We start from the raw sequence: 18,714 nt of genomic DNA, 5'->3' as shown, positions 1-18,714 counted from the left end.
TAAATGTTTCAATGGTTTAATGGTTTATAAATTTAAAAAGGCATAAATACCGCACATGAAACTTTCTATTAATACGTCATTCCAAGCGAATGCGTCCAGCCAATATTTGTTGATATTAGTAGATTCTGAGCACGTTACAAATGCAGCTACTTCATATCAAATCAATGATTTAGATAATTTAATTGAAGCAACTCAATTTAAAGCAGCACTCAATGAAAGCCTGCCTTTGGTGGCGAACATTGCCGCTTGTCGCAATAGCGCTCTTTTAGGCCTCGGCAAAGTTGCTGAATTACAGGTCAATAAATTTGCAAAAATTGCACAAACCATTATTAAAGCGTCACAAAAAAAATTCAAACAGATCAGTGTCGATATCTCTGCCCTACCACAAGAACAACATTATTTATTTGCACTTAGCCTGACCCAAGCGGCTTATGCATTTGATGAATACAAGTCTAAGAAAAATGAATTTGTTTTGGAGCAGATCCATTTAATCGCTGCTGAAAGTCCATTAACCACTGCACAGCTTGAATTAATTTCTGCAGTGCAATCAGGTCAAAGTTTTACTCGTGACCTAGGTAACCGTCCGGGCAATATCTGCTTCCCTGAATATTTAGCCGAACAAGCTCAAGCGCTTGCAGCTGAATTCCCTGATCAACTCAAAGTGACTGTACTCGATGAACAGCAAATGGCTGATCTCGGTATGGGTGCTTTCCTTGCTGTGAGCAAAGGTTCTGACCGTCCAGGCCGTATTATTACCATCGAATACCTATCAAACCGTGAAGAAGCACCAGTGGTGCTTGTTGGTAAAGGTGTGACTTTTGATACGGGTGGTATCTCACTTAAACCAGGTGCAGGCATGGACGAAATGAAATTCGATATGTGCGGCTCTGCTTCGGTATTGGGTACTATCCGTGCGTTATGTGAAGCGAAATTACCGATTCATGTTGTGGGCGCAATTGCTGCTGCAGAAAACATGCCGTCTGGTCATGCCACTCGCCCAGGTGATATCGTGACGACCATGAGCGGTCAAACCGTTGAAATTTTAAATACCGATGCCGAAGGTCGTTTGGTGCTGTGCGATACCTTGACCTATGTAAAACGCTTTAACCCTGCACTGGTGATTGATATCGCAACCCTCACTGGTGCATGTGTTGTGGCATTGGGTTCAGTCCTTACTGGTATGTTCACTCCGGATGATGAACTTGCGGCTGAATTGACTGCTGCAGGTCAACATAGCTTTGACCGCGTATGGCGCATGCCCGTAATTGAAGATTATCAAGAACAACTTGATTCTCCATTTGCAGATATTGCCAACATTGGTGGTCCAAAAGCAGGTTCTGTAACAGCTGCATGTTTCCTTCAACGCTTTACGCGTGAATATCGTTGGGCGCATTTAGACATTGCTGGTACTGCATGGAACTCAGGTGCAAATAAAGGCGCAACAGGTCGTCCTGTGCCATTATTAATGCAATTCTTAGCGAATCGTGCTCAAGCGAATGGCTAAAGTTAGCTTTTATTTATTTGAAAAAAGTCCTGAACGACAAGTCGAAAGCACTTGTCGTTTATGCCGTAAGATCCTGCGTCAGCCTGTACGTATTTGGCTACATTGTGCTGACCCAGACTTACAGCAACAACTTGATGAACGCCTGTGGAGTTTCGATCACACAGGTTTCATTCCCCATGGTATCGATCAAGCCGAGGCAACGGTCTGTATTTCTGCCCAATTGCCTGAGCAAGCCGACTGGATTGTGTTTAATTTTAACGATCAAGCACTTGAACAGTTCGCGAGTTTTAGTCACATTATCGAAATTATTGAAAATAACGAACCCGCTAAAATTATCGGGCGTGAAAAATATAAACAATATCGACGTTTGGGCGTTCAACCACAGACCCATAAACTTTAACGTGATATTGGTTTTACCCTATTTGCAAGGAGATGCACCATGGCATTGAATGTCGGTCCAGACTTTAAACAGCGCTGGTTAAAAGTACCTGAAGCTATTCGTCAGACCTTTATTGATGACCTTGGTCGCGTTTGCGATGTACTCAATCCCAGTACAGACATTCAACAATGGCTGGTCAATGACCAACAACAGCAGCAAGTGTCTTTTGACAAAATTGAGTCTGCTTATGAAGATTTGAAAGCACAGCTGATTGAAGATGCTCGTATTCGCAAACAATTGGCTTTAGAAAAAGCCTTAGAAGAAAAACGTGAAGCTGAACAAGCCTATGCAGAACAACTGAGACGCGACGAAGAGTTACGCTTTGCTGCACAAACGCAAGCGCTCACCATGATGCAGCATAATCTTGATCGTGAAGTACAACACTATGCCGCTCGCTATCATAAAAACCCTGAAACGGGTTTAGCGGGATTAAGCCAAAGCTTATCGGTCAGCGAAGGACAAATGTTGTCAGAACTTGAAAGTGTACGCGTGCGTTTGGAACTTGAGGCAGAAACGCAAATCGAGATGGCCGTCAGTGATTTCCGTGCAAAATTGAAAGCTGCTGCACAAGAAGAAATTGACTATATCTTAGAAAACTCCAATTTTTCGACAGAATCTACATCGTCCCAAGCATCTTAAGCCGTCCATCGAAATCTGGTCACTGTCATTAAACTGACATGTATTTGCAACATGATGTTCATATGCCTGAAGCATTGTCCCTCAAAATACAATGCTTCAGGCATCCTAAAAATATAATCATGCATCCAGATGGGAATTCAATATGGACATCATTCACCAGATTACCCAGAAAATATCCTCTCTATCTGCTGGAGAACAATGGGACATTCGTGCCAAAGATCTTTGGCTGAGTCATTCAGACTTTCACAGTATTTCGGTTTATCTCAGCCGTGAATCAGAAAAAGGTGGTTTTAGCATTCAGCAACCGCCCCACAGCTCGATTTTTCAAACCCTTGATGTAGTGACCGTTACAAAACACTAAATTGTCATCTACTCCATAAAAAAAGCCCACAACTGTGGGCTTTTTTTATGTTTAAGTTTGGCTTAGACCAAATCTGCAACTGCAGAAACGGTATGTCCTAGGAAATAACCGATACCGAGTAGTAATCCAATCCAGATGAAACCACCTAGCACATTATAAAACATAAATGTGCCAAGGTTCATGCGTGCAGATCCAGCAGCAAAAGGCGCAAAAGAACGTACAAAGGGTACAAAGCGTGCGACTAAAATCGTTTTACCACCATGCTTCATAAAATATTTATTGGTTTTGACCATATATTCGGGCTTAAAGTAACGTGTGTGCTTATTAAAGTACTTAATGCCTAGCACGCTGCCCGTATAGTAATTGACGCAGTAGCCCAAGACCGATGCGACAAATAACATCAGCCCCATGGTGTGTAAATGCACCACTTCCGTCGTTGAGCATAATGCGCCGATGGCAAGCAAAAGGCTGTCTCCCGGCAGGAAGAACATAAATACTGAACCCGTTTCTGAAAATATCACCAGAAATAAAATGGCATAAATCCACACACCATAATTTTCCAATAACATGGGTAACCACTGTTCCAGATTCAGTAAGAAATCAATCATTATCACCTGTCTGATTATTCATCATATATGTCATTCCGCGACGCATTATCACCAAAAATAAAAAAACAGTCTAATTTTTCAATCAGACTGTTTGGTTTTCTTCGGTATCAACTTATTTCAAGAAGCCATTTTCAGCGAGAAAATCTAAGCTAATTTTTGATTGCGCTGTGGTCTCAGCGGCTTTATCGCCGAGCAATAAACGCTCAATATAACGTGCTAAAACATCTACTTCCAAGTTCACTTTAGCCCCAGCCTTCCATGTACCGATATTGGTTCGTTCCGCCGTATGCGGAATTAAATTTAAGCTCAGCACATTGCCACGTAAATGGTTAATCGTCAGGCTAATACCATCCACGGTCACAGAGCCTTTTTCCGCTAAATAGCGTGCAATTTCTTTCGGTGCGGTCACTTCAAAATAAATTGAACGTGCATCTGAACGAACTTGAGTGATTTCACCCACTGCATCGACATGACCACTGACAATATGTCCACCAAAACGCGTGGTCGGCAACATGGCTTTTTCCACATTTACTGCCTGCCCTGCTTTCCAGTGTTCCAAAGTGGTCCGATTTAAACTTTCACGTGATACATCAGCTGCATACCAATTGCTACCAAAGTCAATCACGGTTAAGCAAATGCCATTGGTGGCAATAGAATCTCCCAAATGCACATCCGACATGTCTAAATCTGTCTGGATACGCAAGCGGACATCGCCACCCACGTTTTGAATGCTTTCAACTTTACCTAGACTTTCAATAATGCCTGTAAACATGTTCAATCCCTGAAAAATATGGGGCGATGATTTTTACCACAAATCAAGTTGCGTGCTCACGCCAGAGGTATCGACACCACCTAATTCTGCAAAATGGTGCAATTGACTCAACAACTGACGGATTGGTGGACCTGATTTGGCATGCGTATCCGTGATGACAATAAACTCTAGTACGCGTGCACGTTCAGACTGACGCTGCTTACTCACGCGGTAACGTGGTACATCTTGCGTCAATAAGCTTACTCTGCCACGTTTTAAATTGGCTTGTAACAAATCTGTGGCGCTGATATTACCATCGGTTGAATAGCTCGTCAGGATGTAACGTGCATTGATGGTTTCTAATAATTTTTCATAAGCTTCTTTCGCATGCTTCGAAGAATTATATGGACTTGGACGTTCTTTACGCCATGCACGGTCGATTCCGCTCTTAAAGCCTTTGGTATCTGGCGTTGGTAAATCCACCTGATCCCATAACGTTAAGGCATTCAACACATGGTAGTTACTGCTATAAGCATGTTGGTTATATGGTGGATCGAGATAAGCCACATCTACTTCAAAGCCGCTCATTTGATTGGCCAAATGCTGTGCGTCGACACACCACATTTCCGCGGCGGGTTTTTTCGGATCACCAATTTCACAAAAACGACTTGGGGTCAGCCATAACAATGAACCGATACGATCTAAGGCTGCTTGGGTTTTACCGCCCCAACCATGATGGAAGCTTTTAAATACACCGCTGGTATTACTGACAAAACTTGCTGAATACAATAACGGTGCCAACAAAGCACTCATTTCCACATCATCAATTGCGCCTTGAGCTTGCCAAGTTGCAATTTGCTGACGAATCGCATCGATGCGCATGCCGTTACGACGTTTAAAGAATAAACGGTCACGTGCAGGATCGTAGATTTCATCATTACGTGGACACAAGTTATGGGTCACCCAACCTTTAACTTCTGGCAAACGGTTCAGATAATCAATCGCTTTCTGATAGCCACCCAACTCTTTAAACGCAGGTGCTTCAACGCAAGAGAGAATCGCGCTGTTCAAGGCATGGCTGTAGGGTTCCCAGTCATTGGCAATAACACGATAGCCGTTTTGACGTGCCAACCGTGACACCACACCCGAACCTGCAAAAAAGTCAGCAAATATCGGCGCACGACCATCTTCGCGTTTTAAGGTTCCCGTTTGCTCAAGTGCTTCTAAAATCAGATGTAATAGGCGGCGTTTGTTTCCCAAATAAGGAACCAACTGATGGAAAAGATATTCGTCTGTGGTACGAGCCGCATGACGACGTTTGTGATAAACCGTAGACTCTGAATTCATAGCGTCTCTTGAGAAGGGATTAACCTTAAGCGAATGTCATCACCCAATTGAGTGACATCTTTCAGCTTAAATCGAAGCTGCTCTGCCATGCGGTCAAATTCCGCATTAAACATCGCACGTGCTGACTGACCCAACAAGGTCGGTGCAACATAACTGATCATTTCATCGATCAAATGTTCTTGTAAGAAAGCGGTCGAAAGTGTCGCACCGGCTTCCACAAGGACATCATAAATTTGGAACTGTTGAACGCATGCTGCTAACAGATCGGCCAAAGGCTGAATTTCAAATTGTACCACGCCCAAGTCAGCAAGTTCCTGACGATATGGCCCCATGACCATCACGGTTTCAGGTTGCTGCAATATTTTTGCGCTTAATGGCAAGCGGCCTTGGCGATCTAGCACGATACGTTTCGGCTGAACCACGCTTCGCATATCAACAGCATCATCGAGTTGACGTACGTTGAGTAAGCAATCATCTGCTAATACTGTTTCCATCCCAGTAATCACAGCACCTGATATCGCACGCCAATGCTGTACATCTTGTCGCGCCATTGCACCGGTAATCCATTTAGACTCACCCGAGGCCATGGCAGTACGCCCATCCAGGCTCGATGCGACTTTGAGCCGGACATAAGGCATGCCCGTCGCCATGGCTTTTAAAAAGCCCAAGTTCAATTGATGCGCTTCTGCTTCACAAATACCTGTGATCACTTCAATGCCAGCATCACGTAGGATTTGTACACCTTTACCCGCAACCAATGGATTCGGATCGGGACATGCTACAACGACTTGAGCAACACCTGCTTCTACCAAACCTTTGGCACAAGGTGGCGTACGTCCATAGTGTGCGCAAGGCTCTAAAGTCACATAAGCGGTTGCGCCACGTGCGGCCTCACCTGCATCACGCATTGCAAAGACTTCGGCATGCGGCTGACCCGCTTTGGGATGAAAGCCTTCACCAACCAATTGACCGTCTTTGACAATTACACAGCCCACATTGGGATTGGGACGAGTGCTGTATTGCCCCTGCTGTGCCAATGCAATTGCACGCCGCATCCACTGTTGATGCTGCTGCAAAGGCACTTGATCTAACTCAGACATGTAATCACTCATGATAAAAATGGAAGCAGATGTGCATTAGTGCTCACGCTGCTGCATTTGTTCAATTTGACGACGAAAAGCTTCTACATCTTGGAAGTCTTGATACACAGAAGCAAAACGTACATAAGCCACATGATCTAAAGCAAACAAAGACTGCATGACAATTTCACCAATGGTGCGTGATTTCACGTCACGTTCACCCAAACGGCGAATTTGCAATTGAATATCACTGAGTACCGTTTCAATTTGCTCTTGCGTTACTGGACGCTTTTGCAAGGCATGCATGAGCGAGCGGCGGAGCTTGGCTTCATCAAAAGGTTCACTCTTTGAATCAGACTTGATGACACGCGGCATCACCACTTCATAGCTTTCAAAAGTTGTAAAACGTTCACCGCAACTAATACATTCACGGCGGCGGCGTATCTGACAGCCTTCAGCAGCAAGACGTGAGTCAATCACTTTACTGTCTTCAGCGTTGCAAAATGGACAATGCATAGCGGTTAAATTGAACAAATCCGAATGGATTTAGAGTGTAGCAAAAATTTTGAAATTTGTAGAGCTTTACGCTAGATATGGAAAAAAAACAGCCCTTTCGGGCTGTTTTACACAATATATTGATTTACTGTGATCTTATTATTCTACACGTTCACCATGTTGACTTAAGTCTAGACCCATACGTTCGTCATCAGCTTCAACACGGATGCCAATCACTAGATCAATCACTTTCAAGATAATGAATGTCATCACTGCTGAGTAAGCAATAGTCGCTAGTACGCCTTCGACTTGAACCCATAATTGATGCATTAAGTCGCTCGGTGCTTTATCACCCATGATGAATTCGCTGGCAAAGAATGCTGTAAGGATCGCACCCACGATACCACCGACACCATGTAGACCAAACGCATCCAAAGAGTCATCCGCTTTCAACGCACGTTTCAGCGCAGTAATCCCCCAGAAGCAAACCACACCACCGATCAGACCCATCGCTAAAGCACCACCAACTGTTACGAAACCTGCCGCAGGTGTAATCACCACAAGACCTGCTACTGCACCAGAAGCACCACCCAAGACAGACGCTTTACCACGAACCACTTTTTCAGTAATTAACCATGCCACTGCTGCTGCCGCTGCTGCAACTTGTGTTACCACCAATGCATAACCAGCTGAACCATTTGCACCTAGTGCAGAACCACCGTTGAAACCGAACCAACCTACCCATACAAGGCTTGCACCGATGACGGTTAACGTTAGATTATGTGGTGCCATAGATTCACGGCCAAGCCCCATACGTTTACCAAGCATGTACGCTGCAACAAGACCCGCAACACCTGAGTTGATGTGAACAACTGTACCACCCGCAAAATCAAGCGCACCGTCGTTACCTAACCAACCACCACCCCATACCCAGTGAGTAATTGGCGCATAAACCACGACACTCCAAATTGCGATAAAAGCAACAAAAGCACCGAATTTCATACGTTCTGCAATCGAACCACTAATAATGGCAACGGTAATGATGGCAAATGTCATTTGGAAAATAACAAAAAGAATCTCTGGAATCGTACCCGTCAACGCTTCTGTAGTGATACCCGACAACATAAATTTGTCTAAGCTACCGATAAAGGCATTGCCTTCACCAAATGCTAAGGTATAACCCACAATCACCCACGTTAAGCTCACGACACCTGCCGCAACAAAACTGTGTGCCATGGTGCTGAGTACATTTTTCTTACGGACCATACCGCCGTAAAATAATGCTAAACCGGGAATTGTCATGAGTAAAACAAGTGCAGTGGACACTAAAATCCATGCTGTATCACCTGTATCGAGCTTAGGTTCTTCTTCTGTAGGTGCTGGTTCTGCAGGTGCTGGCGCTGCTTCAACTGGAACTGCAGCTTCTGTTGTATTTAGCGTTGTTGTATTTGCAGTATCAACTACTGTGACTTCTTCTGTAGGTGCTGTTGCGCTTTCTTCAGCCCACGCAACAGAACCACCTAAAAGTGCACTGGACAAGCCGAGTGCAATTAGCATTTTTTTCATTCGTATCCCCCGACCTGATTTTCTGAGTTATTAGCTACTCAGCAAACTTCATGCCAATTTTTTAAACGGCATCTGCACCTGTTTCACCAGTACGGATACGGATGACTTGTTCCAGATTGCTTACAAAAATTTTACCGTCGCCAATTTTTCCTGTGCTTGCAACACGAGTAATTGATTCAATTACGGTATCGACCATTTCATCACTGATTGCGATTTCGATTTTTACTTTTGGTAAGAAATCAACCACATATTCAGCACCACGATAAAGTTCAGTGTGACCTTTCTGGCGACCGAAGCCTTTAACTTCAGTGACAGTGATCCCTTGAACACCATTTTCAGAGAGTGCTTCACGCACGTCATCTAATTTAAAAGGTTTTACAATTGCAGTTACGAGCTTCATGTTTTGTTTTCCTTCGGCTTATTTCACCTGTAAGGTTTTATGTTCAATTTTCATGCCAATATGACTACAGTCGGGGGAAAATAGTCAGCCCAGCATGAGATTTCTTTATAACCTATTTTATACGGATAATCTTGCGTATGCTTATAAAAATAGACGTTTTTACTAGAAGAATTACGATTTTACTGATCGATTAAACGCATATTTAAATAAAAGCACTATGGTCATGAATGTGGCGATGTTAAACTGCTGCCACCAATTCACTGAGGATGGTCAAAACAATGATTGAAACCTTATTACAAGCGATATTAGAACAAATCGATCAGCCGAAAAAAGACGTCGAACATAATCTTCGCAGCTTACTCAATGAAGCTGTGAGCAAAATGGATCTCGTATCTAAAGAAGAAATCGAACGCCAACGTACTGCACTGAATAATGCCAATTTACGTTTAAATGAATTGTTGAAACACGTCGAAGAACTCGAACAAAAAATTCAGAACAAAAAATAAGCACCTTTTTAGTGCAACAAAAGACGCATAACGATTAAAAATAATGCACCATAACGGAACAATAATATGTCTTTTGCCAAAATCTATACTCGGGGTTTGCTCGGCTTAAATGCACCCCAAATTGAAGTTGAAGTTCATGTCAGCCAAGGCCTACCGTCATTGACCATTGTGGGCCTACCTGAGGCCGCCGTCCGTGAAAGTAAAGACCGTGTCCGCTCTGCGATTATTAATAGCGGCTTTCAGTTTCCGACCAAACGTCTGACCATTAATCTAGCACCCGCAGATTTACCCAAAGATGGTTCACGTTTAGATCTCGCCATTGCTTTAGGGATTCTGATCGCGTCGGGACAACTTCCTGAAAATGCAGCAGATGGTTTTGAATTTATTGGAGAATTGGCACTTGATGGTTATTTACGACCTGTCAGTGGCATCTTAAGTATAGCCATTGCCTGTCAGCATATCGGGCATCATCTGATTCTACCGGCACTCAATGCCGATGAAGCGGCGCAACTGCCGGAGTTCCAAGTCTTTCCTGCACAGCATCTTAAGGATGTATGTGAACATTTAAGTCGTTCAGCCTTAATCAGTAGCCACCCTTCAACATCGTCAGCCAATCAACACAGTTACCCTTTTGATTTATCTGATGTGAAAGGTCAACTGAGACCACGTCGTGCTTTAGAAATTGCGGCGGCTGGCGGTCATTCCCTGCTATTTCGTGGCCCTCCAGGCACAGGTAAAACTCTACTCGCCTCGCGTTTGGCCAGCATTCTTCCGCCCTTAGATATGCAAGAAAATTTGCAAGTCGCGAGTATTTATTCCATTGCAGGTGCAAATCATCATTTTGGGCAGCGTCCATTTCGTGCGCCGCACCATACTGCGTCTGCGATCGCCCTCGTCGGTGGAGGATCAAATCCTAAACCGGGTGAAATCACCTTGGCACATTTAGGGGTTTTATTTTTAGATGAGCTGCCTGAATTTGATCGAAAGGTATTGGAGGTATTACGGCAACCACTCGAATCCAAAGAAATTGTGATTTCACGGGCTTCTCGTCAAATCACCTTCCCCGCAAATTTTCAATTGATCGCGGCAATGAATCCTTGCCCATGTGGCTATGCCTTTAATCAAGACAGCCGCTGTCAATGTAGTGCTGAAAGTATTAAACGCTATCAAAACCGTATTTCAGGTCCATTATTAGATCGTATTGATTTACATATAGATGTCCCGCCACTGGCAGCGCATGAATTACAAAGTTCGCAAGAGGTTGAAAGCTCAAGTACGGTTAGGCATCGTGTCATTCGTGCCTATGAGTTACAAATAGAGCGTCAGCAAAAATCCAATATGGCACTGACGCCGACGCAATTGGAGCAACAAGCAGTTTTGGATGCTACTGCACAGAATATTTTACAGTTAGCCCAGCAGAGAATGAATTTATCTGCGCGTGCTTATCATCGCGTATTACGTGTTGCCAGAACCATTGCCGACTTGGCTCAAAGTGAACACATTCAAGCTCAACACGTTTCTGAAGCGCTGTCCTATCGAAGCCAACTCAATGCTTAAAAAAATGGCGACCTAAGGTCGCCATTTTTAATGCTCTTTAAAATTAGAATTCGTATTTCAAACCAAATACGACTTTATTCTTTTGTTTTTCATCCGCACGGTCATAACCACCAACTGTGTAATTCATGCTTGCGGTAACACCTGTATCTGCTAAAGGCTTGCTTAGACCAATATCAAAGTGACGGAAACCAAAGCTTTCTGTTGTTCCTAAATTTTCTTCAAAATCACCTGAATCTTGATATGCATATAAACCAAGCGCGGTATCTAGACTGAAGTCTTTAGGAAGTGCATAGCTATATGATGCTTTGATATAAGTATCACCTGCATTACCCCATGAAACATCTTCAAGCAAAGTTTGCGCTGTTAAGCCAAAATCTTTATAGCTTAGCCCAAGCATTGTTTCTAAACCGTTTGCATCACTTGTATCAATATCATAGTAATAGTAGTAAGTTAGACCTGCTGTGTAACCAAGATCATCATTAATTGAACCGTTATAGCCCGCATAAAAATCATTTTCAAAACCATTCGGTAGGTCATCACCATAGTTTAATGTTGAACCCCACCAACCTGCATAGAAGCCTGATGCATGGCTATAATCCAAACCACCTTGGATTGTCGCATCTTTATTTTCAGGCACATTGGTAATACCACGTAAATTATAGCTAGACAGTACGCCGATATTTCCAGATACAGAATGCTCTGAAGCAGGTGCTTCAGCAAATGTAAACGTCGATGCTGCTCCAAGTACAGCGATTGATAAAGCTTTAAGTGCAAATTTCATGGTTTGTTCCCCCACATCGTGCGACGACGTATTTTTTGGTTATTTCGTTGAACTCAATGAGGTATTAGCAAGCGCTGTGCCATGTTAAAAAATATACACATATTTTTTTTATAAAGGTCACGATTTTGGCTTTCATAAAACATATAAGATACTGTTTTTATTTGTTATTTTTTAATTACTCTATTTAACTATTTTTCTCTAAATTTTTTTTTAGAATGCAGATTGTCAACTATTCAGATTATTTAAATCCTTAGGTTGATAGTTGTAACAGGATTTTAAAAATGCGCTTTTTTGAGTATATTTTTTCAACACCGATCTCAAAAATGCATAAAAAAAGTGCACAATCACCATTGTGCACTTTCAAAAATATGACCGAATACGATCAACTCGTTAATGTTAGAAAGAATAGGTCAATCCAACCACAACGTTATCGTCTAATTCCTCGCCTTCACGATCTTTACCGCCCCATACATAGTCAGCAGCAATTTCAAATCCAGTATCCGCAATCGGTTTACTCAAGCCTAAACGTGCTTCAGTGAACACCACATCTTCTGTGGTTGTTAATAGGCTATCATCACGACTGTCATTAAAAACAGAAACACCAAGCGATGAATTTAATGAAACATCATAAGGTAATGCATAGCTATAAGCAGCATTCAGATACACATCGCCTGCGTTGCCATAATTAACATCAGACAACAATACAGCCATGCTTGCAGTTAAATCTTTATAACTTATGTCCTGAATAAATTCGACGCCTGTCGTGCGACGCTTTTCAGAGCGGTCATCGTTATAAACTGAACCGCCACCTTGATAGACATAGGCCATCACTTGTGACTTATAGCTCCAATCTTCATTCAGTTCACGTCCATATCCAACATAGAAATCATGTTCAAAACCATGTGACTGACTGTCGTCCGTAGGGTCATAGTTGAGTCTAGAACCCCAATAGCCCGCGAACAGCCCACTGTTGTGTGCATATTCAAGTCCGGCTTGTAATGCAGCTTGATCATTTTCTTCACTCGCACGGTACACATATTTGTTTACCACGCCCAAACTTCCAGACCAATTCCCTTGTGCAGTTGTGGCTTGTTCAGTTTGTTCTGCAAATGCAGGGACTGTACCTAGGGTCACTAAAATACTTAAAATTGCTTTTTTATAAAATTGAATCATGTTTAGTCCCCACATCGGATCGATCGTGGATTGGGTTGAGTAAAATTTAGCGCCGATTTTAATCGATTTTACCGCACTGTATAGCCCCTTTTTTCTTATTTTGATCAATTAAATCATTTAAAAACAAAGGTAAGATTATATAAAATAGTAAAAAATAAGCTTTTGATTCATAAAATATCTTTTATCGTGTTCCAGTCTTTAACAATGATTTAATGTTTTAATTTATATGTATTTATCACGATTATTATCATCTTTTATTGAGCTAGATTTTAAGGAAAACATTTCTGACGACTTCGCTAAAAGTCATTCTCTATTTACAAAAAAACACGCCAACAGTACTTACTTAGCCTGAACATTGATGCCATGCACCTCAGCAGTTTTTATACTTTTTGATCAAAATACCAATTTAAATTCAGCACAAATTGTCGCGAAGAGTAATGATAAATCAGCAAGTTAAATGAAAGTTTTTACCGTTTTTTATATTTTTTTATGATAAGCAATGAAGAAACTTCTCTTTAGCTTAATATATATTCAATTTAAATAAACTATTTGTTAAACAACAATAACATACGAAACATTTGCTTATTACAGATTGACCGATGATCTGAATGTTTTCTAACTTTAGTGTAATAAGCGCATTAAAAATAGTGATTTTTTTAAGAAAAAATATACAATCGCACTACATATTAACCAAATTTGCATGAGGCTCTCTCCCAATGCTTAAAGCTCAACAACTAACACTTGCAGTATTAGTAAACGCTGCTCTTATTTCTACTGCTTTTGCTAGCGAACAAAGCGAATCTAAAGGCTTTGTGGAAGATGCCGAAGGCTCTGTATTGTTCCGTACAGGTTATTTACATCGTGATAAAAAAAATGGCGTAGATGATACTAGCTCTTTTGCGCAAACTGCTATCGTAAATCTTGATTCAGGTTTTACCAAAGGCACTGTTGGTTTTGCAGCGGGTATCATAGGCGATGCATCAATCAAACTTGGTGAAAATGCTCATACCGGTAACGATATGATTCCAACGCATGGTAGCAAAGATGCGAATGGTAAAGTTGATGCTTATGATCACTGGGCGCGTGGCGGTGCATATGTAAAAGCACGTATTTCAAATACGACTGCAACTTACGGTACACAACTTCTCGACATCCCTGTTTTAGCAAGTAATACTGCACGACTAGTACCTGAATACTACACAGGTGTTTTGGTTGAAAGTAATGAGATTAATAATCTTAACCTGATCGCTGGTAAATTCACTGAAAATCAATTATCAAATCAAATTAATTCTGATGGTGCTAAGTTAGACCGCGCAATTGTTTGGGGTGCAAAATATAAAGCAAATGATCAATTAAATCTTGCTTACTATGGTACAGATATTAAAGATCGTTTAGATCGTCATTATATCAATGCCAATTTTACTCAAGGTTTAGCTGATAAAAGCTCATTGACTTATGATTTAAGCGCTTATCACACAAAATGGGATAAAGATGCTAATCAATACTTATATTCTCAAATTGGTGAAAGCAACGACTCATTCGATAACTCAATCGCTGCCCTTTCTACAACATATAATCGTGGTCCACACAATGTCATGGTTGCTTACCAACAAAACTTTGGTAATACCGGTTACGACTATGGCTTAGGTACAAACGTTGGTGATGGTAAACAATCTATTTACATGCCAAACTCGTATCTATCTGACTTTATTGGTAATGATGAAAAGTCTGTACAACTTCAATATACCTATGACTTTGGCGCATTAAATGTTCCAGGCCTATCTTGGACTTCAGCATTTGTTTACGGTTGGGATATTAAAGCCACTAATAATGCTGGCACAATGATTAGCGACAATGAAGAAGAACGCGAATTCTTTAACCAAGTGAAATATACCGTTCAATCTGGTTTTGCCAAAGATGCAAGCTTACGCCTTCGTCATTCTTACTACCGCGCTAGTAATAACTACCAAAACAACTATATTGGTGATACCAATGAATGGCGTATTTGGTTAGACATACCTGTGAAATTATTTTAATTTCACAGCTACTCTAAGATAGCGAAAAAAAACCTGCACACTGTGCAGGTTTTTTTATGAGCATCGTTTTCATCTAAAAACGATGCTCAGCTTAAAACAATATTATTTGTTCGCAGCTTTGTAAGCTTCAATTGAGCTCAGTACTTCTTGTTTCGCAACATCAGCACCTTCCCAACCACTTAACTTAACCCATTTACCAGGTTCTAAGTCTTTGTAGTGTTGGAAGAAATGTTCAATTTGATTGATCAATAATGCAGGAAGATCTGTATATTCTTGAACATCTTTATAAAGCGGAGTCAATTTGTCGTGTGGAACCGCAACGAGTTTTGCGTCAACACCACCGTCATCTTCCATGTTCAATTTACCAACAGGACGGCAACGAATTACAGAACCTGGCTCTACTGGATGTGGAGTTACCACAAGTACGTCTAGTGGGTCACCATCCAAAGATAATGTATTTGGAACATAACCATAGTTCGCTGGGTAGAACATTGCAGTACCCATGAAACGGTCTACAAATAACGCATCAGAATCTTTATCGATTTCGTATTTGATTGGTGCTGCATTTGCAGGAATTTCAATAATGACATAGATGTCGTTTGGTGCATCTTTACCCGCTGGGATATTGCTGTAGCTCATAGCATCACTCTTTAAACAAAGTTAAATCTTTTAATCCGGCACAATTATAACGGTTTTATCGCTTTTTTTGTGATTTTAGCGATCATGCTGATAATTTAATCATCAAGCAGAACATTTAGCTTAATTTAATGACCAATAACATCAGACAAATTGGGCATAACATCGACAAGGTCCAAATAATTGAACGTAAAGTTGCCCAATTGGCTAAATAACATAGCCCATAAATAACGCGTAAAACGAGATAGGCAATCCCAAAGGTCATGATGTATTGTTGATGAATCACCATGTATTCAGCCATTAGAATAGCCGCAATAAATAAAGGTAAACTTTCAAAACTATTTTGCTGCACTGCATGTGCGCGGCTCGCCAATCCTGTAGAGCGCGCTAAAACTTCACGTGGATTTTGATTATCACTCGACTTAAAACCTGCAGCTCGCTTCGCAATAAATGTAAATACATATGGCAATAAACAAGCGGCCAAAATGAGATAGATGATCCCACTGATGCTGTGCATGTGTTTTTTCTCAGGAAGATTTTATGGCTGCTATAATACCATGGCATTTCGTGAATAATTTTTGTTAAATATAGTGTTTTTATAATCGGCAGATGAAAGGATCCTCTATGAGCACTTCTGATCAAGATCAATTATTTGAAGTTCTTGAAGAGCAAAAACGCCATCAGCTTCGCGTCGATCGTGTCTTAAAAATCGTCATTCCAGTGACTGCATTTTTACTTGCTGTGATTTGCGCCAACTTAAATGTCTGGTCGACTGTTTTCAGCTTTGTCATCATGTGGATTGCATTCTATGCAGTTTCCATCAAGCAACTTCCCCTTTGGCATTGGGTCATTGTCATTGCCCTATATTGCTTAGTCGACAATATTTTAACCTATGGCAGCTATAACCAATCCGGCTTTAGTCGTCAGTTCGGCGCGATGTTTATTTTCTTGGGTGTTTTTGGTGTAGGACGTCGCTACTTTGATCGCTGGTCGATGAATAAAGGTAAAATTTAATGATCTAAATTTAAAGCGATAAAAAAAGCGCCCGAAGGCGCTTTTTTTATGCATCGTATTATGCGGTTTTACGCAAATCTTTACGTAGAATTTTACCAACGTTCGATTTTGGTAATTCATCCATAAATTCAACATAACGTGGACGCTTATAGCCAGTTAAGTTTTCTTTTGCGAATGCCAAAACTTCTTCAGTTGTTAAAGATGGATCTTTTTTCACAACGAATAATTTAGGTACTTCACCTGATTTTTCATCAGGAACACCAATCGCAGCAACTTCTAGTACTTTTGGATGTTTTGCAACAACTTCTTCAATTTCAGAAGGATAAACGTTGAAGCCAGACACCAAAATCATGTCTTTTTTACGGTCTACAATCTTCACATAACCGCGTGGATCCATGACACCAATGTCACCTGTACGGAAGAAACCGTCCGCCGTCATTACTTTGGCAGTTTCATCTGGACGGTTCCAATAGCCTTTCATGACTTGAGGACCACGAATCGAAATTTCACCTTGCTCACCTTGAGCAACTTCATTGCCATCATCATCTAAAATAGCAACTTCAGTCAGTGGCAATGGAATACCAATCGTACCGCTGAATTCCATTGATGCTGGAGGGTTTGCGGTTGCAACAGGTGAAGTTTCTGATAAACCATAACCTTCGATAATATTGGTACCTGTAACTTTCTTCCACGCTTCTGCAGTCGAAGGAAGCACTGCCATACCACCACCCATCGCCATTTTTAGCTTACTGTGGTCAAGTTGCTTGAACTCTTCATTGTTCACCAAAGCATTGAACAATGTGTTCACTGCTGGGAAGAATGAAGGTTGGTATTTACGTAATTCTTTCATTACCGCAGGTAGGTCACGCGGGTTAGGAATCAATACGTTCGCCTGACCTTTGTACATGCCGTAAAGTGCACACACCATAAATGCAAAGATGTGATACAGCGGTAATGCACAGAAGATACGATCATCTGGCTGACCATCTTGCTGACCAAATTTACTTTGGAAAATACCATCACACTGCAACATGTTTGACACAAGGTTACGATGTGTCAATTCTGCGCCTTTAGATACGCCAGTTGTACCACCAGTATATTGAAGTACTGCAGTATCACTTAGAGTTAAGTTTGGACGTTTGTAATTGTTTGCACTCACTTTAGACATTGCTGCATTAAAGCGAATATGACCTGGAATGTTCCAAGCTGGAATTTGTTTACGTACTGAACGTAATACAAAGTTAACCAATGTACCTTTCAGCGTACCAAGCATGTCACCCACAGATGCCACGATCACATGTTTTACTGGGGTTTTACCAATAATCGCTTGGTAAACAGATGCAAAGTTTTCAATAATAACTAGAGCTTCTGTTCCAGAGTCATTCAATTGATGCTCAAGTTCACGAGAGGTATACAGTGGATTCACGTTGACCAATACCAGGCCAGCGCGGAATACACCCAATGCGACAACAGGATATTGAAGAACGTTCGGCATCATGACTGCAACGCGTGAACCTTTGGCCAAACCTAAGCTTTGCAAATAAGTTGCAAATTTACGGCTAGCTTCATCAAGTTCTTTAAAAGTTAAGACTTTATCCATGAAGATAAAGGCATCTCTTGAGCCAAACTTCTGAAAATTACGCTCAAAAATATCGACCAATGAGGTATTTTCTGCGGGTAATTCTACAGTTTCTGGAATCCCTGTCTTTTGGTATTCAGCGAACCAAATCTTTTCCATAACGCCCAATTCTCCTGTCGTAATCCTTAATAATCCAACTGTTTTTTTTCAATATTAAGCGGTCATTATTTAACTTGTTTGTGC

20 protein-coding genes are annotated in these 18,714 nt (G+C 41.4%); 8 read left to right on the top strand and 12 right to left on the bottom strand.

The window, feature by feature from the left end:
- The first annotated feature begins 55 nt into the window (after positions 1 to 55).
- The 4 genes from FTT72_RS06380 (at position 56) to FTT72_RS06365 (ending at position 2,943) form a co-directional block, all read left to right on the top strand.
- Positions 56 to 1,504, top strand: a complete 1,449-nt coding sequence (locus FTT72_RS06380) for a leucyl aminopeptidase (RefSeq protein ID WP_180126987.1) — start codon at positions 56 to 58, stop codon at positions 1,502 to 1,504.
- Positions 1,497 to 1,904 carry a DNA polymerase III subunit chi gene (locus FTT72_RS06375; protein WP_078189457.1) on the top strand — a complete coding sequence of 136 codons (408 nt, stop codon included), beginning with the start codon at positions 1,497 to 1,499 and terminating at the stop codon, positions 1,902 to 1,904. The genes FTT72_RS06380 and FTT72_RS06375 overlap by 8 nt, the downstream gene beginning before the upstream one ends.
- Positions 1,905 to 1,943: 39 nt before the next feature.
- Positions 1,944 to 2,582, top strand: coding sequence for a hypothetical protein (locus FTT72_RS06370; RefSeq protein ID WP_180178058.1), 639 nt, complete (start codon positions 1,944 to 1,946; stop codon positions 2,580 to 2,582).
- Between the two features lie 142 nt (positions 2,583 to 2,724).
- Entirely contained in the window at positions 2,725 to 2,943 is a 219-nt protein-coding gene (locus FTT72_RS06365) for a hypothetical protein (RefSeq protein ID WP_078192596.1), read from the top strand.
- Positions 2,944 to 3,005: 62 nt separating this feature from the next.
- On the opposite strand, the gene FTT72_RS06360 is transcribed toward FTT72_RS06365, so the two are convergent.
- From FTT72_RS06360 to glnK, 7 genes are all read right to left on the bottom strand, one after another.
- Positions 3,006 to 3,551, bottom strand: coding sequence for a VTT domain-containing protein (locus FTT72_RS06360; RefSeq protein ID WP_111884846.1), 546 nt, complete (start codon positions 3,549 to 3,551; stop codon positions 3,006 to 3,008).
- 112 nt (positions 3,552 to 3,663) lie between these two features.
- Entirely contained in the window at positions 3,664 to 4,323 is a 660-nt protein-coding gene (locus FTT72_RS06355; RefSeq protein ID WP_078192598.1) for a riboflavin synthase, read from the bottom strand.
- A gap of 33 nt (positions 4,324 to 4,356) precedes the next feature.
- The gene (locus tag FTT72_RS06350; RefSeq protein WP_078189462.1) at positions 4,357 to 5,649 is read right to left on the bottom strand and encodes a DNA adenine methylase; all 1,293 of its coding nucleotides are present in this window, start codon (positions 5,647 to 5,649) and stop codon (positions 4,357 to 4,359) included.
- A complete protein-coding gene (gene ribD / locus FTT72_RS06345) occupies positions 5,646 to 6,749 on the bottom strand; it encodes a bifunctional diaminohydroxyphosphoribosylaminopyrimidine deaminase/5-amino-6-(5-phosphoribosylamino)uracil reductase RibD (RefSeq protein WP_180059117.1) in 1,104 nt (367 codons plus the stop codon). Before ribD ends, FTT72_RS06350 begins: the two co-directional genes overlap by 4 nt.
- Positions 6,750 to 6,785: 36 nt before the next feature.
- The gene (gene nrdR, locus FTT72_RS06340) at positions 6,786 to 7,244 is read right to left on the bottom strand and encodes a transcriptional regulator NrdR (RefSeq protein WP_067763170.1); all 459 of its coding nucleotides are present in this window, start codon (positions 7,242 to 7,244) and stop codon (positions 6,786 to 6,788) included.
- 138 nt (positions 7,245 to 7,382) lie between these two features.
- Entirely contained in the window at positions 7,383 to 8,789 is a 1,407-nt protein-coding gene (locus FTT72_RS06335) for an ammonium transporter (RefSeq protein WP_180004703.1), read from the bottom strand.
- A 61-nt stretch (positions 8,790 to 8,850) separates the two neighbouring features.
- Positions 8,851 to 9,189: a P-II family nitrogen regulator gene (gene glnK, locus FTT72_RS06330; RefSeq protein WP_067763174.1), complete on the bottom strand. Its 339-nt coding sequence runs from the start codon at positions 9,187 to 9,189 to the stop codon at positions 8,851 to 8,853.
- Positions 9,190 to 9,467: 278 nt separating this feature from the next.
- Between glnK and FTT72_RS06325 the strand changes: the two genes are divergently transcribed.
- Together FTT72_RS06325 and FTT72_RS06320 are read left to right on the top strand one after the other, a co-directional pair.
- The gene (locus tag FTT72_RS06325; RefSeq protein WP_078189551.1) at positions 9,468 to 9,695 is read left to right on the top strand and encodes an accessory factor UbiK family protein; all 228 of its coding nucleotides are present in this window, start codon (positions 9,468 to 9,470) and stop codon (positions 9,693 to 9,695) included.
- Positions 9,696 to 9,761: 66 nt separating this feature from the next.
- On the top strand, positions 9,762 to 11,252 hold the full coding sequence (locus FTT72_RS06320) for a YifB family Mg chelatase-like AAA ATPase (RefSeq protein ID WP_180173756.1): 1,491 nt from the start codon (positions 9,762 to 9,764) through the stop codon (positions 11,250 to 11,252).
- A gap of 43 nt (positions 11,253 to 11,295) precedes the next feature.
- On the opposite strand, the gene FTT72_RS06315 is transcribed toward FTT72_RS06320, so the two are convergent.
- Both FTT72_RS06315 and FTT72_RS06310 read right to left on the bottom strand, forming a co-directional pair.
- A complete protein-coding gene (locus FTT72_RS06315) occupies positions 11,296 to 12,033 on the bottom strand; it encodes a TorF family putative porin (protein ID WP_180049875.1) in 738 nt (245 codons plus the stop codon).
- Between the two features lie 396 nt (positions 12,034 to 12,429).
- The gene (locus tag FTT72_RS06310; RefSeq protein WP_180178057.1) at positions 12,430 to 13,206 is read right to left on the bottom strand and encodes a TorF family putative porin; all 777 of its coding nucleotides are present in this window, start codon (positions 13,204 to 13,206) and stop codon (positions 12,430 to 12,432) included.
- A 716-nt stretch (positions 13,207 to 13,922) separates the two neighbouring features.
- On the opposite strand from FTT72_RS06310, the gene FTT72_RS06305 reads away from it, so the two are divergent.
- A complete protein-coding gene (locus tag FTT72_RS06305; protein ID WP_180026517.1) occupies positions 13,923 to 15,242 on the top strand; it encodes an OprD family outer membrane porin in 1,320 nt (439 codons plus the stop codon).
- Positions 15,243 to 15,344: 102 nt separating this feature from the next.
- Here FTT72_RS06305 and ppa read toward each other — a convergent pair whose 3' ends face one another.
- Together ppa and FTT72_RS06295 are read right to left on the bottom strand one after the other, a co-directional pair.
- On the bottom strand, positions 15,345 to 15,881 hold the full coding sequence (gene ppa, locus FTT72_RS06300) for an inorganic diphosphatase (protein WP_078189469.1): 537 nt from the start codon (positions 15,879 to 15,881) through the stop codon (positions 15,345 to 15,347).
- A gap of 115 nt (positions 15,882 to 15,996) precedes the next feature.
- The gene (locus FTT72_RS06295) at positions 15,997 to 16,395 is read right to left on the bottom strand and encodes an MAPEG family protein (RefSeq protein WP_078189470.1); all 399 of its coding nucleotides are present in this window, start codon (positions 16,393 to 16,395) and stop codon (positions 15,997 to 15,999) included.
- A gap of 107 nt (positions 16,396 to 16,502) precedes the next feature.
- Here FTT72_RS06295 and FTT72_RS06290 point away from each other — a divergent pair, with 107 nt between their 5' ends.
- Positions 16,503 to 16,892, top strand: coding sequence for a hypothetical protein (locus tag FTT72_RS06290; protein ID WP_180026516.1), 390 nt, complete (start codon positions 16,503 to 16,505; stop codon positions 16,890 to 16,892).
- Between the two features lie 58 nt (positions 16,893 to 16,950).
- On the opposite strand, the gene FTT72_RS06285 is transcribed toward FTT72_RS06290, so the two are convergent.
- On the bottom strand, positions 16,951 to 18,630 hold the full coding sequence (locus tag FTT72_RS06285; RefSeq protein ID WP_180008091.1) for a long-chain-fatty-acid--CoA ligase: 1,680 nt from the start codon (positions 18,628 to 18,630) through the stop codon (positions 16,951 to 16,953).
- Positions 18,631 to 18,714: the final 84 nt, after the last annotated feature.

It is taken from the genome of Acinetobacter sp. YH01005 (assembly GCF_013420465.1).
Lineage (GTDB): Bacteria > Pseudomonadota > Gammaproteobacteria > Pseudomonadales > Moraxellaceae > Acinetobacter > Acinetobacter amyesii.
This window is presented reverse-complemented; position numbering and strand designations above follow the sequence as displayed.

Excerpts from the sequence above, each read along its gene's own strand:
- FTT72_RS06380 (WP_180126987.1), top strand. The coding sequence starts at position 56 with ATGAAACTTTCTATTAATACGTCATTCCAAGCGAATGCGTCCAGCCAA.
- FTT72_RS06375 (WP_078189457.1), top strand. The coding sequence starts at position 1,497 with ATGGCTAAAGTTAGCTTTTATTTATTTGAAAAAAGTCCTGAACGACAA.
- FTT72_RS06370 (WP_180178058.1), top strand. The coding sequence starts at position 1,944 with ATGGCATTGAATGTCGGTCCAGACTTTAAACAGCGCTGGTTAAAAGTA.
- FTT72_RS06365 (WP_078192596.1), top strand. The coding sequence starts at position 2,725 with ATGGACATCATTCACCAGATTACCCAGAAAATATCCTCTCTATCTGCT.
- FTT72_RS06360 (WP_111884846.1), bottom strand. The coding sequence starts at position 3,551 with ATGATTGATTTCTTACTGAATCTGGAACAGTGGTTACCCATGTTATTG.
- FTT72_RS06355 (WP_078192598.1), bottom strand. The coding sequence starts at position 4,323 with ATGTTTACAGGCATTATTGAAAGTCTAGGTAAAGTTGAAAGCATTCAA.
- FTT72_RS06350 (WP_078189462.1), bottom strand. The coding sequence starts at position 5,649 with ATGAATTCAGAGTCTACGGTTTATCACAAACGTCGTCATGCGGCTCGT.
- ribD (WP_180059117.1), bottom strand. The coding sequence starts at position 6,749 with ATGTCTGAGTTAGATCAAGTGCCTTTGCAGCAGCATCAACAGTGGATG.
- nrdR (WP_067763170.1), bottom strand. The coding sequence starts at position 7,244 with ATGCATTGTCCATTTTGCAACGCTGAAGACAGTAAAGTGATTGACTCA.
- FTT72_RS06335 (WP_180004703.1), bottom strand. The coding sequence starts at position 8,789 with ATGAAAAAAATGCTAATTGCACTCGGCTTGTCCAGTGCACTTTTAGGT.
- glnK (WP_067763174.1), bottom strand. The coding sequence starts at position 9,189 with ATGAAGCTCGTAACTGCAATTGTAAAACCTTTTAAATTAGATGACGTG.
- FTT72_RS06325 (WP_078189551.1), top strand. The coding sequence starts at position 9,468 with ATGATTGAAACCTTATTACAAGCGATATTAGAACAAATCGATCAGCCG.
- FTT72_RS06320 (WP_180173756.1), top strand. The coding sequence starts at position 9,762 with ATGTCTTTTGCCAAAATCTATACTCGGGGTTTGCTCGGCTTAAATGCA.
- FTT72_RS06315 (WP_180049875.1), bottom strand. The coding sequence starts at position 12,033 with ATGAAATTTGCACTTAAAGCTTTATCAATCGCTGTACTTGGAGCAGCA.
- FTT72_RS06310 (WP_180178057.1), bottom strand. The coding sequence starts at position 13,206 with ATGATTCAATTTTATAAAAAAGCAATTTTAAGTATTTTAGTGACCCTA.
- FTT72_RS06305 (WP_180026517.1), top strand. The coding sequence starts at position 13,923 with ATGCTTAAAGCTCAACAACTAACACTTGCAGTATTAGTAAACGCTGCT.
- ppa (WP_078189469.1), bottom strand. The coding sequence starts at position 15,881 with ATGAGCTACAGCAATATCCCAGCGGGTAAAGATGCACCAAACGACATC.
- FTT72_RS06295 (WP_078189470.1), bottom strand. The coding sequence starts at position 16,395 with ATGCACAGCATCAGTGGGATCATCTATCTCATTTTGGCCGCTTGTTTA.
- FTT72_RS06290 (WP_180026516.1), top strand. The coding sequence starts at position 16,503 with ATGAGCACTTCTGATCAAGATCAATTATTTGAAGTTCTTGAAGAGCAA.
- FTT72_RS06285 (WP_180008091.1), bottom strand. The coding sequence starts at position 18,630 with ATGGAAAAGATTTGGTTCGCTGAATACCAAAAGACAGGGATTCCAGAA.